We start from the raw sequence: 15,365 nt of genomic DNA, 5'->3' as shown, positions 1-15,365 counted from the left end.
CGGTCGCAGGTTAACAACCAAGTCCTTGATCTTGAGTCAGTTTTTCGACTCGAAAGATGTGTAGATACGCTAGTGCGTTCGCAGGGACGACGGTTGTGAGCGAATTACCTACTCATTCCCCGGATTGAAATCTTCGCTGGGCGCGGCAGGCGCGGCAATGCTGTCGGGACGCGGGCCATGCGGCCGGCGGCGCCGGCGCGGGAAACGCTCGCCGCCACGGCCCTCTTCATACCCGCCGGGCGCGCCATTCACCTGCGGCTGCGGGCCGGTGATGAAGGAGGGCAGGCGATCGACGCCGCCGGTATCGGCAATCACCGGCTGCGGCTGGGGTTGCGGCTGATATTGCGGCTGCTGCGGACGATGCTCGCGTTCGCGATGATGCTCGCGCGGCTGCTGGTCGCGCTGGAAGGGCGGACCGTCGCCGCGCTGTTCGCGCGGATTGTTGTCGCGCTGCTCACGCGGATTATCGCGGATGTAAGGCTGCGGCTGCTGCGGGACGAAGCCCGGCTCCTGGCCGAAATGCGAGAAGCTCTCGCCGTCGTCATCGCCGTCTTCCGTCGGCGCCATTTCGGTGTCGACGCGCGGCTGCGGCTGGCTCTGCCGGAACTGCTCCTGGGCGGCTGCGATCAGGCGGAAGTAATGTTCGGCGTGCTGGTAGTAGTTCTCGGCCGCGACCGGGTCGCCGGAAGAGCGCGCGTCACGCGCCAGCTGAACGTATTTTTCGGCGACGTGCGAGGCGGTGCCGCGGATTTTGATATCGGGTCCGTTCGATTCGAATACCCGGGTCATCGGGTTTTGACCGCGCCGGTTATTGTTGTTGCTATTATTATTGTTATTCCGGTTACGCATCCGCTTGTTGTTCTGACCGTTTCTCATGTCTCGCCTTTATTCCAGCCCTGAAGTTATGCAGTTGCCGTCGTAGCCTGATCCGACCCGGCGCGCTCATGCGCACCGAATCACGATGCCGTTCAAATTCATGTCGTCTCGTCGATTTCGCCAACCATCGCGTTCAGCAAAGACGCGTTCCCCACCCGGCGGCGTACACTCGCCCGCCGGACCAAATCATTCAGCCTGCCAAAGCCAGCCTAATCGTCTTGCGTGACGGCTTCGCGTGACCATCTGTTGCGTAAGTCTTCAAGCGCAATATCAGGCTTTCGTTCGCTTTGCGGTCAAGAGCAGCACAGCTCCAGCTATTGCGCTCAATTCGACCTGCGTTTTGGAACCTTTCACTCGGCGGGCTCTCGTTTCGAGAACTCTGGCCTCCACCCGTGAATACCTACGGGGCCAGCGACCCTGGACCGACGTTGTGAGCGGAACGTAGTCGCTCCCGGGCAATATTCCAAGTGGTTTTTTTGCGTTCCAATGGGACTTTATCGGGCCGTTTTGTGGCCTGCGACGGCCCGCGGAACGCCCGCCAGATCGGCTTTGGGCGCGCGCGCGGGCGTTAACCCAGCCGCGGTCATCAAGGCCTGGATTTGGCCGCTTTGGCCCTCTCCGGCCTCCACAACCAGGGCGGCTCCGGGCGCCAGACGGCAAGCCGCCTGGGGGATCAGCGCGCGGTAGGCATCCAGCCCGTCGGCGCCGCCGTCGAGCGCGGCCAAGGGATCGTGATTCCTGACTTCCACCGCCAGACCACCGATATCCGCTGATCGGATATAGGGCGGATTCGAAACGATCAGATCAAACAGGCCGGATAGTCCGCTCGCATAATCGCACGCGATGAACGTCGCGCGCTCCAGGAGCCCTGCGCGGGCGGCGTTGGCTGCGGCGGTTTGCAAAGCCAGTTCGGAAATGTCGGTGCCGAATCCCGTTGCCGCCGGCAATTCGGACAACAGCGCCAGAAGAATCGCGCCGCTGCCGGTGCCGAGATCGGCGATGCGCAGCGGGCGATTGAGGTCGCCATCGGCGCGCAAAAGCTCCAGCGCCAGTTCGACCACCGTCTCGGTATCGGGCCGCGGCACGAGCGTCGCGGACGAGAGTTGCAGCGGCAGCCCCCAGAATTCTCTCTCGCCGACAATGCGGGCGACCGGTTCTCCCGCGAGGCGACGGCGGGCGAATTCCTCGAGGCGTACCGATTCGTCTGGCGTCAGCTGGCGCTGCGCGGCCGATATCAAGCCGGTCAGGTCGAGGCCGAGTGCGTGGCCCGTGAGGAGCCGCGCGTCGAGGTCGGCGGATTCGATGGCGGCCGATTTGAATTGTGCGGTAAGCGCACGCCGCGCCGCGTCGACGGTTTGTCCGGCGAAGGAGCCCGTCATGCGGCGGCCTCGCCCAAATCTCTCCACACGTCTTCCCTGCGAACACAGGGACCCATACTCCGTGGCCCTTCGATTGGAGCGATGCGGGTCGATATCTTGAGCAACAACGGACGCTGATGGTTATGGGTCCCTGCGTTCGCAGGGACGACGGCGAGTTTGCCGCTCACGCCGCCGCGCCTTGGGCCGCAAGCTGCGCGGCCTGGTGCTCGGTGGTCAGCGCGTCGGTCAATTCACCCAGTGCTTCGCCCGAAATCACCTGCGGCAATTTGTAGAGCGTCAGGTTGATGCGGTGGTCGGTGACGCGGCCTTGCGGGAAATTATAGGTGCGGATGCGCTCACTTCGGTCGCCGGAGCCGACTTTCTCCTTGCGGTCGGCGGAACGTGCTGCATCGACGCGCTGGCGCTCGGCGTCATAGATGCGCGAGCGCAGGATGTTCATCGCGGAGGCGCGGTTTTTATGCTGCGAGCGGCTGTCCTGCATCATGACGACGATGCCGGTCGGGATGTGGGTGATGCGGATCGCGGATTCGGTCTTGTTGACGTGCTGACCGCCGGCGCCCTGCGCACGCATGGTCTCGATCCGCAAATCGTCGGCCTTGATGTCGACATCGACATCCTCGACCTCGGGCAGCACGGCGACGGTGGCGGCGGATGTGTGAATTCGCCCCTGCGTTTCGGTGTCGGGCACACGCTGCACCCGGTGCACGCCGGATTCGAACTTCAGCTTGGCGAACGCGCCGCGGCCCTGCACTTCGGCGACGATTTCCTTGAAGCCGCCCATGGTGCCCTCGGAGGCCGAGATCACCTCGACCTTCCAGCCCTGCAGGGCGGCAAACCGCTCATACATCCGGAACAGGTCGCCGGCGAACAGCGAGGCTTCGTCACCGCCGGTGCCGGCGCGGATTTCCAGCACCACGTTGCGGTCGTCCATGGCGTCCTTGGGCAACAGCGCCACGCGAATCTTCTGCTCCAGCTCGGCTGTGCGCGCCTGAAGCGTTTCGAGCTCGAGCTCCGCCATGCTGCGCATTTCGGCATCGGTGGCGGCATCCGCCAGCAGCGATTCGGCGCCGGCAATCTCGGCCCGCGCCGCGCGATAGTCTTTCACGGCGTCGATCAGCGGATTGAGCTCGGCGAGCTCGCGCGTGATCTGGACGTATTTTTCGGAATTCACCTGGCCCAGCAGCTCCGCTTCTAGCGAGGCGTGGTGGGCGAGCAGGATATCGAGTTTGGCTTCGGGTAGCATGGCGTTGTTCTCAGGGATCGAATGCGGACGGCTACGGTGTCGGGACAGAGCCTCGCTACAACGACAGCCCCTCGGCCTCCGCGAATTCGGTCAGTTTCTTCCGGATCGAGACGCTGCCGGCCGGCGCGTCGAGCAGCGGCATGATGACAGCTTCGGCCTTCTTGGCGTCGAGGTCGAGGATCATGGCCTTCACCGGCCCGTGCGCGGTGGCGGATAGCGACAGCGAGCGGTAACCCAGCGCAATCAGCGCCAGCGCGCCAAGCGGCTTTGAAGCCATCTCGCCGCACAGCGACGCCGCCTTCTTCGCCGCCTGCGCCTTGCGCACGATGTCGCGCAGCGCACGCATGATCGGCGCCGACATGGTGTCGAACCGCTCGGAAACCTTGGCGTTGCCGCGATCGACCGCGAACATGAACTGGAACAGGTCGTTCGATCCGACCGAAACGAAATCGACCTTCTTGAGGAGCTCGTCGAGCTGATAAAGCAGCGCCGGCACTTCCACCATGGTGCCGACGTCGATACGTTCCGGCAGTGCATGGCCGTGCTGACGCAGGTATGTCAGCTCGCGTTCGACGATGGCCTTGGCCTGGTCGAACTCGGCGACGTCGGAAATCATCGGGAACATGATCTTCAGCGCGCGGCCGCCGCCGGCCCGCAGCAGCGCGCGGATCTGGCCACGCAGCAATCCAGGCCGGTCGAGCCCTAGCCGGATCGCGCGCCAGCCGAGCGCGGGATTTTCCTCGATCACGGTTTCCATATAGGGCAGCGCCTTGTCGCCGCCGATGTCTAGCGTCCGGAACGTGACCGGCTTGGTGCCGGCCGCGTCCAGCACGGTGCGATAGAGCGCGAGCTGGTCAGAGGATCGCGGCAGGCTCTGGCCGACCATGAACTGCAGTTCGGTACGGAACAGCCCGATACCGGCGCTGCCGGTGTCGTCGATATGCGGCAGGTCGACGACGAGACCCGCATTGATCATCAACTCGACCGGCTGGCCGTCCTTGGTCACGCAGGGCTTGTCGCGCAGCGCGGCATACTGCGCCTGCCGCCGCGCCCGAAACCGCACCCGCTCGGCATAGGCCGATTCGATCTCGGCCGAGGGGCGGACATAGATCGAGCCCGAAGTGCCGTCGACGATGATGGCGTCGCCGGGATCGGCGATGCCGGGCGCGTTCGGCACTTCGCCGACGGCGGGAATGCCGAGCGCGCGCGCCACGATCGAGACATGTGAGTTGGCGGTGCCTTCCTCCAGCACCAGGCCGCGCAGCCGCTTGCGATCGTAGTCAAGCAGGGCCGCCGGTCCCATCGCGCGCGCGATCAGGATGGCGTTCTCGGGAAGCTGCTCGCGCGACGGCGCATGATCCTGTCCCACCAATTGCCGCATCAGGCGATGGCCGAGGTCTTCCAGATCGTGCAGGCGGTCGCGCAGATAAGGATCGGTCGAGCGCAGCATGCGGGCGCGGGTGTCGGACTGCACGCGCTCAACGGCGGCTTCGGCGGTGAGGCCGGTGGCGACCGCCTCGTGCAATTTGTGCGACCAGCCGTGGTCGTTGGCGAACATGCGGTAGGCTTCCAGCACGTCGCGGTGTTCGCCGCCCTCGGCGACGTCGCCGCGCTCCAGCATGCGGTCGAGATCGGCGCGCAGTTTGGTCAGCGCCGCGTCGAGCTTCTTGATTTCCTTCGGCAGGTCTTCGGCGATGTAGTTGGTGATGACGACACGCGGCTCGTGCAGCACGACGTGGCCGAGCGCGATGCCGTCGGAGAGGATCGCCCCGGTCTTGTGCAGGGAATGCCGCGCCGCCGGTTCCGCGCCGGGCTGTGCCAGCGCCGCCAGCTCGCCGGAGGCGATCATTTCCGCCAGCACCATGGCGGTGGTCTGCAGCGCCTCGACCTCTTCCTCGACATAGGTGCGCTTGGCGCGGTTTTGGACGACCAGCACGCCGAGCGTGTTGCCGGCCCTCAGAATCGGCACGCCGAGGAAAGAATGGTAGATTTCTTCGCCGGTTTCAGGCCGGAACGAGAACGCCGGGTGATTTTGCGCGTCCGAGAGGTTGAGCGGGCTCGCCTCGCTGGCGACCAGGCCGACGAGGCCCTCATGCGCATTCAGCACCGTTCGGTGCACCGCGTCGCGGTTCAGGCCTTCGGTGGCATAAAGTTCGAGCGTGTTATCGATGCGCAGCACGTAACAGGAGCAGACCTCGGCCACCATGTTGGCCGCGATCAGCACCACGATCTTGTCAAGGCGTTCCTGGGCCGAGACCTGCTCCGCCATGGTTTCGCGGAGCCGTCTCAACAAGACGCGGGGACCTCCCGACGCGCTCCGCATGTGCTGGTATCCTCCCCCGCGAGTCTGGGCCGCCGGGTGGCCGGCAGCTGGCGTGAAACGCACGAAAACAACAATTTTATTCATTCGGCGCGGCCGCAGGCACCTGATCCCGGCCGAATCGGGATCGCCAAAACCGTGGCGCAGTTTGCGGCAACCCACCTCACAGGCCGTATAGCCAATCGAGGCTTGCTTTGCCAAGCAAAACGCCTGCCAGCAGCAATAACGTGTGTGTCAGAGCCGATGCTGCGCCAGCGAAGCGCATGATCTGCCAAAACGCCGCCGGTTCGGCGATCAGACCATGCGCCAAATTTGAGAGAAAATTGTTCTAAGCTTTGTCGAGCCCGTAGAGCGTGTGCAGCGTGCGCACCGCAAGTTCGGTGTAGGCGGCGTCGATCAGCACCGAAAACTTGATCTCGGAGGTGGTAATGGCGCGGATGTTGATATTGCGCCCGGCCAGCGCGGTGAACGCCTGCGCCGCGACACCGGCATGGCTGCGCATGCCGCTGCCGATCACGGAAACCTTGGCCACGTCGGTGGCGCTGTCGAGCCGGGCATAGCCGATCTTGGCCTTGGCCGAACTGATGGTGTCGCGGGCGCGGTTATAGTCGGAGGCCGGAACGGTGAAGGTGAGGTCGGTGGTCTTGCCATCTTCGGAGACGTTCTGGACGATCATGTCGACATTGATGTTGGCTTCCGCCAGCGGCCCGAAAATCGCGGCGGCAACGCCCGGCTTGTCCTCGATTTGGCGCACGGAAATCTGGGCTTCGTCCTTGGAGAAGGCGATGCCGGTGACGACGTGGCTTTCCATGATTTCCTCCTCGCTGCAGATCAGCGTGCCCGGCGGTGTGCCGTGCGGGTCGATATCCTCGGGCTTGTCGAAACTGGAACGGACGAACACGGGCATGTTGTGCACCATGCCGAGTTCCACCGAACGTACCTGCAGGACCTTGGCGCCCTGAGAGGCCAGTTCCAGCATGTCCTCGAAGGCGATCTTGTCGAGCCGCCGCGCCTTTGGAACCACGCGGGGGTCGGTGGTGTAGACGCCGTCGACGTCGGTATAGATGTCGCAGCGGTCGGCGCGGATCGCGGCCGCAATTGCCACCGCCGAGGTGTCCGAACCGCCGCGCCCGAGCGTGGTGATTCGGTTGGTCTGCGGATTGATGCCCTGGAAGCCGGCAATGACGGCGACTTCCTTGCGATCCTTGAAGCGGGCGCTGATCTCGGTGCCGTCGATCTCCAGAATCCGCGCCGAGGCGTGGGCATCGGAGGTCTTGATCGCGATCTGCCAACCCTGCCAGGAGCGGGCCTGGATGCCCATGCCCTGCAACACGATCGCGAGCAGGCCCGAGGTCACCTGTTCGCCGGATGCCACCACGGCGTCATATTCCCGCGCATCATGCAGCGGCGAGGCGTCGCGACACCAGTCCACCAGCTCGTTGGTCTTGCCGGCCATGGCCGACACGACGACAGCGACATCGTGTCCGGCGTCCACTTCGCGCTTGACGTGACGCGCGACGTTGCGGATTCGGTCGATATTGGCGACGGACGTACCGCCGAATTTCATCACGAGGCGGCCCATGACGACGCGTGCATTCCCTGTGAGGATAAGTAAGGTGACCCGCACGGAAAGTGGAGCGCCCGGGCCGAAAGCGGCGTATACATAGCGGCGCGGTCCGGAGCAAGCAACCAGCTTCGTTTTCGGCCCAAAATGGCGCAAATGGCTGTGGTAGCGGGTTAATTCAAGGCAGGCGTATGGGCCGTTATATCGATGATATCCTGCAGCCCGGCGAGACGGTGCTGTATTCGACCAACGCGCACTGGATGTTCTATCTGCCGGCTATCGCAGCGTGGACTGTGGCGATCGTGTTTCTGGTGCTGTCGCGGATGGTCACCGCCGACGCGCTGATGTTGCTTTGCGTGGCGCTGGCGGCCGTCGCCGGACTTGCGGCATTGTATTGGAGCGCGACGGCCTGGTTCCATCGCTGGACCACCGAGACCGACGTCACCAATATGCGAGTCGTCCACAAGACGGGTTTCATAAAGCGGCGGACCTTCGAGATGAGCCTCGACAAGGTCGAGAGCGTCGACGTCAACCAGAGCATTCTCGGCCGCATCATGAACTATGGCGACGTCACCATTCAAGGCGTCGGCGAAGGCACGCAAACCATTTCCACCATTTCGCGCCCGCTGGCGTTTCGCACCGCCATCACCACCCGACCGGCCGGCACCTGAATCATGGCCATGCAGCAAAATTCATCCGCCGGCCTTTCCGCGACGGGCAGCAGCGTTGACCCCGCCGAAGTCGCCAAGTTTTCAAAGCTGTCCGACGAGTGGTGGGATCCCAGGGGCAAGATGGCCCCGCTGCACAAGATCAATCCGCTGCGGCTCGCCTATATCCGTGACGCCGCCTGCCGCAAGTTCGATCGCAATGCGAGGAGCCTGAGCTGCCTGTCGGGCCTGCGCATCCTCGATATCGGCTGTGGCGCCGGGCTGTTGTGCGAGCCGTTCACGAGGCTGGGCGCACAGGTGATCGGGATCGATCCGTCTCCCACCAACATCGCCGCCGCCAAGCTGCATGCCGACAAGGGGCATTTGTCGATCGACTACCGCTGCACCACCGTCGAGGCGATGGATGTGCGCGAGCGCTTCGACATCGTGTTGGCGATGGAGGTGATCGAGCATGTCACCGATGTCGGCGCGTTCCTTGCGCGCTGTGCGGCGATGGTCAAGCCCGGCGGCATGATGGTGGTCTCGACACTGAACCGCAACTGGAAGAGCTTTGCGCTCGCAATCGTCGGCGCGGAATATGTGCTGCGCTGGCTGCCGCGCGGTACCCATCAATGGGACAAGTTCGTCACGCCCGACGAACTCGCCCAGCATCTTGCCCACAACCGCCTCACCATCACCGAGCAGGCCGGCGTGGTCTATAACCCGCTCGCCGACCGATGGAGCATCTCGTCGGACATGGACGTGAACTACATGGTGGTGGCCGAGGGGGTTTAGTTAGTTAGCCCCATATCTATCGTCGTCCCTGCTCCCGTGCGCAATTGCGCACTAGGCAGGGACGACGACCGTTTGTGGTGCGCGCGCAATCCTGTCATGACGCCGGTTCTGTTGACCTAACGCATCTCACCCTTCACGGTGCAGCAGCTTTCCCGCCGGTACTCCCCATGCTCTCCGTCGCTACACTCTGGATTCCCTTCACCATCATCGCTGCGCTGGGCCAGGTCGCGCGCAATGCGATGCAGCGGTCGTTGACGGGGCCGCTCGGGACCTGGGGCGCGACCAATATCCGCTTTCTGTTCGGTTTTCCGTTCTCGCTGGTGTTCTTCGCCGTCGTGGTGGCGGTGACTGGCGACCCCATACCGTGGCCGACGGCGGTGTTCTGGCCGTGGCTGCTGCTGGGTGCGCTCAGTCAGATCGTCGCCACCGGTCTGATGCTGCTTGCGATGAACGACCGCTCCTTCGTCGTGACCACGGCGTATCTCAAGACCGAGGCGATCCAGACCGCGATCTTCGGCTTCATCTTTCTCGGCGATCATTTGACGCTGCTGAAAGTGGTCGCGATCGTGATCGCGACCATCGGCGTGGTCATCACGGCGCTGCGGCCGGGCGGCGAAAAGGGCTTTGCGGAGCTGAAGCCGACCATCATCGGCCTGGTCGCCGCCGGTTGCTTCGCGCTGTCGGCGATCGGCTTTCGCGGCGCCATCATCACGGTGCCCGGCGTCTCCTTCGTAACGGCGGCGTCCTACACACTGGTGTTCGGCCTGTTCGTGCAGACACTGGTGTTGACGATTTATCTGCTGGTCCGCGCGCCTGATGTGCTGATGAAGATTGTCGGACTGTGGCGGCCCTCGATGCTCGCGGGCTTCATGGGCGCGTTCGCCTCGCAATTCTGGTTTCTGGCGTTTGCGCTGACGGCGGCCGCGAACGTGCGCACGCTGGCGCTGATCGAAGTGCTGTTTGCGCAGGCAGTGGCGTATTATTCGTTCAAGCAGCCATTGTCGGCGCGCGAACTGTCCGGGATTGTGCTGATCGTGGCGGGCGTTGCGCTGCTGGTGGCGGCTTAGTTAGTTCCGGTCGTCCGGCAGCACCGGCAGCGGGGAGACCTCGACGCCTTCGTCGATCAGCGCGCGCGCCTCGTCCGGCGAGGCCTCGCCGTAGATCGGGCGATGCTCGATATCGCCGTAATGCATCTTGCGCGCTTCGTTGGGGAAGCGCTCGCCGACATTGTCGGCATTCTTGACGATGTGATCGCGCAATTCCTTCAGCTTGGCGCGCAGCTCGCGTTCCTGCGCCATCAGGAGCGGCGTCGATTCGGATGGCGCCGTTGCTTCCGCAGGCGTGGCCGACGCAGGCGCGGCGGCCTCGCGGCCCTTCTTGCTCACGATCTGCGGGGCCATGATGGCGCGTTCGACCTTGACCGAGCCGCAGGCAGGGCAGCTCACCAGCCTGCGTTTCTCCTGGCTCTCATAAGCCGCGGAGCTTTGAAACCAGCTTTCGAAGGCATGGCCCTTCTCGCAGCGAAGGTTGTAGCGGATCATGCCGAACCCCGGACGAGATGCAGATGCTCCGGGCCGGCCTTGGGGTCGGCGATCCCGAAGCGCCGTCCGTGCTGCAACGACGGCACGGCCGTGCGCGCGGTCTCCACCTTCGAGGGATCGATCTCGGCGAGGAACACGCCGGGGTCGACGCCGCCCTCGGCAAGAATCTCGCCCCAGGGGGCGATGATCAGCGAATGCCCGAAGGTCTCGCGCTTGTTCTCGTGCATGCCGCATTGCGCCGCCGCGAAGACGAAGCAGCCGGTCTCGATGGCGCGGGCGCGGAGCAGCGTGTGCCAATGCGCCTCGCCGGTCTTCCTGGTGAAGGCGGACGGCACCGTGAGGAACGACGCACCGGCTTCGGCAAGCGCGCGATAGAGCGCCGGAAAGCGCACGTCGTAACAGATCGTCAGCCCGATGCGGCCCCACGGCAGATCCGAGATCACGGCCGTCTCGCCCGGCTGGTAATTGGCGGATTCGCGATAGCTCTCGCCGCCGGGCAGATCGATATCGAACATGTGGATCTTGTCGTAGCTGGCGAGCAAATTGCCGTCGGGCCCGATCAGGAACGAGCGATTGACGGCGCGCTCCGGCGAATAGCGCAGCGCCAGCGAGCCAATGTGGAGATGAATCTTCAATTCCGCCGCCAGCGCTCGATAGGCTTTCAACGAGAGATCGTCGCCCTCGGCGGCGAGATGCTCGAACAGCGCCTTGCGGTTCAGCTGCATCATGTTGCTCACCTCAGGCGTGAGCACGTAGTCGGCGCCTTGCGCGGCGGCCTCGCGGATCAGCTTGATGCCCTGCTCGAGGCTCGGCTCGGGTAACAGCCCGGTGCGCATTTGCACCATGGCGGCGGTAAAAATGGAGCCTGCGCTCATGAGGAAGCCTTTTCTGTCGCCAGCAAGCCATCGAGCTTGCCCGCGCGGTCCAGCGCGTAGAGTTCGTCGCAGCCGCCGACATGGGTTGTGCCGATGAAGATCTGCGGAAAGGTCGAACCGTGGCCTGCGCGACCGTACATCTGCTCGCGATAGGTCGGGTCGGTCGCCACGTTCAATTCGGTAAACGCGGCGTTCTTGCGCGTCAGCAGCGATTTGGCGGCGGTGCAGTAGCCGCAGCCCGGGCGGGTATAGATTTCAATGGCAGTCATGGTGCGCTCTGATTTGGCAAGTGTTTGAATTATATGGGAGCCCGGTGGGTGTCCACAACCCGCGCGAATACCAGCACGTCGACCTGCGCGGCTTTGGCGCGCAGCAGCGCCCGGGCGCAGGCGTCCGTCGTGGCGCCGGACGTCAGCACGTCGTCGATCAGGATGACGCGGCGGCCCTGGATATCTGCCATGCGATCGGCGGCGACCTTGAAGGCGCCCTGCACATTGCTGGCGCGCTGCGGCCGGGACAGCCCGATCTGCTGCTCGGTCGCGCGAATGCGGCGAAGCGCCTCAGTGGCCAGTTTGACGCCGGTTTGCTGCGAAATTACCCGCGCCAGCGCGCCGGACTGGTTGTAGCGGCGGCTCCAGCCGCGCCGCCAGTGCAGGGGAACCGGCACCAGCACGTCGGCCTCTGCGAGCAATTCCTGACCCGCGCGGGCCATCCAGCGGCCCATCGCCGGCGCCAGATCGGTGCGGTCCTGGTATTTCAGCGAATGAACCAGCGTGCGGGCAACGTCGTCATAGCGCACCGCGGCGCGGGCGCGCTGGTAGGCCGGCGGACTGGCGATCGCCTCCATCGACAGCAATTCCGGACCGGGATCATAGACAAAGGGAATGCCGAGCCGCGGACAGAACGGCTGTGCGATGAACGACAGTTTCGCCCAGCACGCCGCGCAGACGCCCTCGCCATCGACCGGTTCGCGGCAGGAAACGCACAGCGTCGGCAGCGCGATGTCGAGCGCGAGCCGCGGAAGATTCGCGAATGCGTCGCGGCAGGCGCCGAGCGCGCCGCGAAGATGGCTGGAAATGGATCGTGGTGGTGATGCCTCGGCGTCCATGGGACGAGGCTAGCGCTGCTGGGCAGCGTGCTCAAGCGGAGGATTGCCAGAGACGGGGCGGGCGGCGTACCAACCGGCATGGTTTCGAGCCCGACCGCCGCACCCATCCTGTTCGACCGCGCACTCTTGCGTGCGCGCATCGATCGCGCGCGGCGTGGCGGGCCGGTGACGTTCCTGCTTGATCGCGTCAGGGAGGACATGGAGGAGCGGCTGCAGGCGGTGATGCGGAATTTTGCCGACGTGGCTGAAATCTGGACGCCGGGCGAATTGCTGCGAAAGCCCATCGCTGATCGCTTCCAGTCGATCTCGCGCATCGATCCCGATCAATCGGAAACGCTGCGCTTGCCGCCGCAATCGCTCGACCTCGCCGTCTCGGCGCTCGCCTTCCAGTTCGTCAACGATCTCCCCGGCGTGCTGGCGCAAATCCGCCGCGCGCTAAAACCCGACGGATTGTTGCTGGCAGCAATGATCGGCGGCGATACGCTGACCGAGCTCAGGCAATCCTTTGCCGCCGCGGAAGCCGAATGCGAGGGCGGGGTATCGCCGCGCGTCGCGCCGTTCGCGGATCTGCGCGATGTCGGCGCGCTGCTGCAACGCGCAGGCCTTGCGCTGCCGGTCACCGACGTCGATCGTGTCGTGGTGCGCTACGACAGTGCGTTCGCGCTGATGGCCGATATCAGGCGGATGGGTGCGACCAATATCCTGATCGAGCGGCGGCGGACGCCGACCCGTCGCGCCACCATGTTGCGGATGGTGCAGATTTACGGCGAACGTTTTGCCGATCCGGATGGCCGCATCCGCGCCACCTTCGATCTTGTCTGGCTGTCCGGCTGGGCGCCGCATGAGAGCCAGCAAAAGCCGTTGCGGCCGGGTTCGGCGAAAGCGAGCCTGGAGGCGGCGGTGAAGAAAACTGCTCCCAAATAGACAACCTAAAGCGGGATGAGATCAGGTTGGGCCGTGGCGACGGACCATTTTTCTTCTCGTGCCCCGGACAAAGCACGAGTGCGGCAAGCCGGCCCCATTCTACTTTGCATGGGGTTGTTTTCGCGATTTTGTGTCTGGGCTCTGCGTGCCGCCGAAGATGCGCCGCACTGGAAGACTCTTTGAAGTTGATGGATGCCCGGATCCCGGCTACGCCAAGGCTTCGCCGCGGCTTTCCCCGTTGGCGCGCCGAAGCTTTAGCGGAGGCGGCAAGTCCGGGCATGACAGTGGTATGCGCCACCTCACATCAACAAATCAATCAGATGCGGGATCAGAGGAATGTCTGCGGGCGGCATAGGGTAATCGCGCAGTTTGTTGGCGCGGACCCAGGCCAGTTGCTGGCCTTCGCGCGCCATCACCGTGCCTTCCCAGCGCCGGCAGATATAGAGCGGCATCAGCAAATGAAAGCTGTCATAGGCGTGGCTGGCAAAAGTCAGCGGCGCCAGGCACGGCTCGCTGACGTCGATGCCGATCTCCTCATGCAATTCGCGGATCAACGTCTGCTCCGGCCGTTCGCCGGGCTCGACCTTGCCGCCGGGAAATTCCCAGAGACCCGCGAGCGCCTTGCCCTGCGGACGTTGCGCGATCAGCACACGCTTGTCGGCATCGACGAGGGCGCAGGCGACGACGAGGGTGAGCTTGATGTCAGCCATGCGCCGCTGTCTCGCTCACGACCGGTAGTCGCCATTGATCGCGACATATTCCTTGGTCAGGTCGCAGGTCAGCACGCGGTCGCGGCCCTTGCCGAGGCCAAGCGCGACCTTGATCTGGATCTTCGGATTTTTCATCACCTCGGAAACCTCGGCCTCGTTGTAGGACGGATCGCGCGCACCGCTCCTGGCGACCCGAATGCCGTTGAACGAGATCGAAAGCTTGTCGCGGTTGGCGGGCTCGCCGGCCTTGCCGACGGCCATCACCACGCGGCCCCAATTGGCGTCCTCGCCGGCGATCGCCGTCTTGACCAGCGGCGAATTCGCGATCGACATCGCGATTCGGCGCGCCGAGGCCTTGGTGGTCGCGCCTTCGACGATCACCTCGACCAGCTTGCGCGCGCCTTCGCCATCGCGGGCCACCTGTTCGGCAAGGTTGGCCAGCACGTCGCGGAACGCCTTGGCAAACGCCTTCAGCCGCGGGTCGCTGGCGCGGCTGATCTTCGGTGCGCCGCTGGCTGCGGCCGTGCCGGTGGCGAACGCCAGTAGCGTATCCGATGTCGAGGTGTCGCTGTCGATCGTGACGGCGTTGAAGGTGTCCTCGACGCCGCTCTTGAGCAGCGCCTGCAGCACGGTGGACGACAGCGGTGCATCGGTGAACACGAACGACAGCATGGTCGCCATATCGGGCGCGATCATGCCCGCGCCCTTGGCCATGCCGTTGATGGTCACCTTGGTGTTGCCGAGCTTTGCCGTGGCGGTTGCGACTTTCGGGAAGGTGTCGGTAGTCATGATCGCGCTTGCCGCGCTCATCCAGCCATCCGGCGCGGCGGCTTCCGCCAGCGTCGCCAGGACGCCGTCGAACTTGGTGGCGTCCAGCGGCTCGCCGATAACGCCGGTCGAGGCAAGGAACACCTCGTTGGCGCTGCAGCCTACTGCTTTCGCTGCGGTTTGCGCGGTCAGCGCCGTCGACTGCTTGCCGGTCTTGCCGGTGAATGCGTTGGCGTTGCCGGAGTTCACCACCAGCGCGCGGGCAAATCCTGCCTTGGAAGATCCATCCCGGCCGAGCTTGGCGCGGCACCATTCAACGGGAGCGGACGGGCATTTCGATTTGGTGAAGACGCCCGCGACCGTGGTGCCCTTGTCCATGACGGCGAGCAGCACGTCGGTACGCCCCTTGTAGCGGATGCCGGCGGCGGCGGTGGCAAGCTTCACGCCCGCAATCGCCGGCATCTCGGGGACATCGGTCGGGGCGAGGGGGGAGATGGTGGTGGACATGCGGCACCTTCTTCGACCAGATCAACCATAGCCGGATCTGCGCCGGCATCGACGTCTTCAGGGCCTGCCAACCAGTCCCTGGACATGGAATGGCCGGGCGCTTCGGCC

15 protein-coding genes are annotated in these 15,365 nt (G+C 64.5%); 4 read left to right on the top strand and 11 right to left on the bottom strand.

From position 1 onward, the window contains the following. Positions 1-108: 108 nt before the first annotated feature. The 5 genes from V1279_RS33695 to V1279_RS33675 form a co-directional block, all read right to left on the bottom strand. Complete coding sequence (locus V1279_RS33695) at positions 109-876, bottom strand: DUF4167 domain-containing protein (protein WP_334444914.1); 768 nt, start codon at positions 874-876, stop codon at positions 109-111. 494 nt (positions 877-1,370) lie between these two features. Next, entirely contained in the window at positions 1,371-2,255 is an 885-nt protein-coding gene (prmC, locus tag V1279_RS33690) for a peptide chain release factor N(5)-glutamine methyltransferase (protein WP_334444912.1), read from the bottom strand. A 163-nt stretch (positions 2,256-2,418) separates the two neighbouring features. Then, complete coding sequence (gene prfA, locus V1279_RS33685; RefSeq protein WP_334444910.1) at positions 2,419-3,498, bottom strand: peptide chain release factor 1; 1,080 nt, start codon at positions 3,496-3,498, stop codon at positions 2,419-2,421. A 55-nt stretch (positions 3,499-3,553) separates the two neighbouring features. Continuing rightward, the gene (ptsP, locus tag V1279_RS33680; protein WP_334444908.1) at positions 3,554-5,821 is read right to left on the bottom strand and encodes a phosphoenolpyruvate--protein phosphotransferase; all 2,268 of its coding nucleotides are present in this window, start codon (positions 5,819-5,821) and stop codon (positions 3,554-3,556) included. 325 nt (positions 5,822-6,146) lie between these two features. Then, positions 6,147-7,400 (bottom strand): aspartate kinase, encoded by a 1,254-nt coding sequence (locus V1279_RS33675; protein WP_334444906.1) that lies wholly within the window; start codon positions 7,398-7,400, stop codon positions 6,147-6,149. 173 nt (positions 7,401-7,573) lie between these two features. Here V1279_RS33675 and V1279_RS33670 point away from each other — a divergent pair, with 173 nt between their 5' ends. The 3 genes from V1279_RS33670 (at position 7,574) to V1279_RS33660 (ending at position 9,891) form a co-directional block, all read left to right on the top strand. After that, positions 7,574-8,053 carry a PH domain-containing protein gene (locus V1279_RS33670; RefSeq protein ID WP_334444904.1) on the top strand — a complete coding sequence of 160 codons (480 nt, stop codon included), beginning with the start codon at positions 7,574-7,576 and terminating at the stop codon, positions 8,051-8,053. A 3-nt stretch (positions 8,054-8,056) separates the two neighbouring features. Continuing rightward, entirely contained in the window at positions 8,057-8,824 is a 768-nt protein-coding gene (gene ubiG, locus V1279_RS33665; RefSeq protein ID WP_334444902.1) for a bifunctional 2-polyprenyl-6-hydroxyphenol methylase/3-demethylubiquinol 3-O-methyltransferase UbiG, read from the top strand. A 167-nt stretch (positions 8,825-8,991) separates the two neighbouring features. Further along, positions 8,992-9,891 carry a DMT family transporter gene (locus V1279_RS33660; RefSeq protein ID WP_334444900.1) on the top strand — a complete coding sequence of 300 codons (900 nt, stop codon included), beginning with the start codon at positions 8,992-8,994 and terminating at the stop codon, positions 9,889-9,891. On the opposite strand, the gene V1279_RS33655 is transcribed toward V1279_RS33660, so the two are convergent. From V1279_RS33655 to V1279_RS33640, 4 genes are read right to left on the bottom strand one after another with little or no spacing between them, the layout of a single operon-like run. Then, complete coding sequence (locus V1279_RS33655) at positions 9,892-10,365, bottom strand: DUF1178 family protein (protein ID WP_334444898.1); 474 nt, start codon at positions 10,363-10,365, stop codon at positions 9,892-9,894. Continuing rightward, on the bottom strand, positions 10,362-11,240 hold the full coding sequence (locus V1279_RS33650) for a carbon-nitrogen hydrolase family protein (protein ID WP_334444896.1): 879 nt from the start codon (positions 11,238-11,240) through the stop codon (positions 10,362-10,364). Before V1279_RS33650 ends, V1279_RS33655 begins: the two co-directional genes overlap by 4 nt. After that, the gene (gene grxC, locus V1279_RS33645; RefSeq protein WP_334444894.1) at positions 11,237-11,509 is read right to left on the bottom strand and encodes a glutaredoxin 3; all 273 of its coding nucleotides are present in this window, start codon (positions 11,507-11,509) and stop codon (positions 11,237-11,239) included. The genes V1279_RS33650 and grxC overlap by 4 nt, the downstream gene beginning before the upstream one ends. A 29-nt stretch (positions 11,510-11,538) precedes the next feature. Continuing rightward, positions 11,539-12,348: a ComF family protein gene (locus V1279_RS33640; RefSeq protein WP_334444892.1), complete on the bottom strand. Its 810-nt coding sequence runs from the start codon at positions 12,346-12,348 to the stop codon at positions 11,539-11,541. 78 nt (positions 12,349-12,426) lie between these two features. Here V1279_RS33640 and V1279_RS33635 point away from each other — a divergent pair, with 78 nt between their 5' ends. Then, positions 12,427-13,272, top strand: coding sequence for a methyltransferase domain-containing protein (locus tag V1279_RS33635; RefSeq protein WP_334444890.1), 846 nt, complete (start codon positions 12,427-12,429; stop codon positions 13,270-13,272). 299 nt (positions 13,273-13,571) lie between these two features. Here the strand turns inward: V1279_RS33635 and V1279_RS33630 are convergent, their stop codons facing one another. Then, positions 13,572-13,982, bottom strand: coding sequence for a (deoxy)nucleoside triphosphate pyrophosphohydrolase (locus V1279_RS33630; RefSeq protein WP_334444888.1), 411 nt, complete (start codon positions 13,980-13,982; stop codon positions 13,572-13,574). A 15-nt stretch (positions 13,983-13,997) separates the two neighbouring features. Further along, positions 13,998-15,257, bottom strand: coding sequence for a bifunctional glutamate N-acetyltransferase/amino-acid acetyltransferase ArgJ (gene argJ / locus V1279_RS33625; RefSeq protein WP_334444886.1), 1,260 nt, complete (start codon positions 15,255-15,257; stop codon positions 13,998-14,000). Positions 15,258-15,365 lie beyond the last annotated feature (108 nt).

It is taken from the genome of Bradyrhizobium sp. AZCC 1610 (assembly GCF_036924515.1).
GTDB lineage: Bacteria > Pseudomonadota > Alphaproteobacteria > Rhizobiales > Xanthobacteraceae > Bradyrhizobium.
This window is presented reverse-complemented; position numbering and strand designations above follow the sequence as displayed.

What these genes read in the sequence shown, in the direction of transcription:
- ubiG (WP_334444902.1), top strand. Translation starts at nt 8,057, where the DNA reads ATGGCCATGCAGCAAAATTCATCCGCCGGCCTTTCCGCGACGGGCAGC.
- V1279_RS33635 (WP_334444890.1), top strand. Translation starts at nt 12,427, where the DNA reads ATGGTTTCGAGCCCGACCGCCGCACCCATCCTGTTCGACCGCGCACTC.
- V1279_RS33670 (WP_334444904.1), top strand. Translation starts at nt 7,574, where the DNA reads ATGGGCCGTTATATCGATGATATCCTGCAGCCCGGCGAGACGGTGCTG.
- V1279_RS33655 (WP_334444898.1), bottom strand. Translation starts at nt 10,365, where the DNA reads ATGATCCGCTACAACCTTCGCTGCGAGAAGGGCCATGCCTTCGAAAGC.
- V1279_RS33675 (WP_334444906.1), bottom strand. Translation starts at nt 7,400, where the DNA reads ATGGGCCGCCTCGTGATGAAATTCGGCGGTACGTCCGTCGCCAATATC.
- prmC (WP_334444912.1), bottom strand. Translation starts at nt 2,255, where the DNA reads ATGACGGGCTCCTTCGCCGGACAAACCGTCGACGCGGCGCGGCGTGCG.
- V1279_RS33695 (WP_334444914.1), bottom strand. Translation starts at nt 876, where the DNA reads ATGAGAAACGGTCAGAACAACAAGCGGATGCGTAACCGGAATAACAAT.
- argJ (WP_334444886.1), bottom strand. Translation starts at nt 15,257, where the DNA reads ATGTCCACCACCATCTCCCCCCTCGCCCCGACCGATGTCCCCGAGATG.
- V1279_RS33660 (WP_334444900.1), top strand. Translation starts at nt 8,992, where the DNA reads ATGCTCTCCGTCGCTACACTCTGGATTCCCTTCACCATCATCGCTGCG.
- V1279_RS33630 (WP_334444888.1), bottom strand. Translation starts at nt 13,982, where the DNA reads ATGGCTGACATCAAGCTCACCCTCGTCGTCGCCTGCGCCCTCGTCGAT.
- V1279_RS33650 (WP_334444896.1), bottom strand. Translation starts at nt 11,240, where the DNA reads ATGAGCGCAGGCTCCATTTTTACCGCCGCCATGGTGCAAATGCGCACC.
- prfA (WP_334444910.1), bottom strand. Translation starts at nt 3,498, where the DNA reads ATGCTACCCGAAGCCAAACTCGATATCCTGCTCGCCCACCACGCCTCG.
- grxC (WP_334444894.1), bottom strand. Translation starts at nt 11,509, where the DNA reads ATGACTGCCATTGAAATCTATACCCGCCCGGGCTGCGGCTACTGCACC.
- V1279_RS33640 (WP_334444892.1), bottom strand. Translation starts at nt 12,348, where the DNA reads ATGGACGCCGAGGCATCACCACCACGATCCATTTCCAGCCATCTTCGC.
- ptsP (WP_334444908.1), bottom strand. Translation starts at nt 5,821, where the DNA reads ATGCGGAGCGCGTCGGGAGGTCCCCGCGTCTTGTTGAGACGGCTCCGC.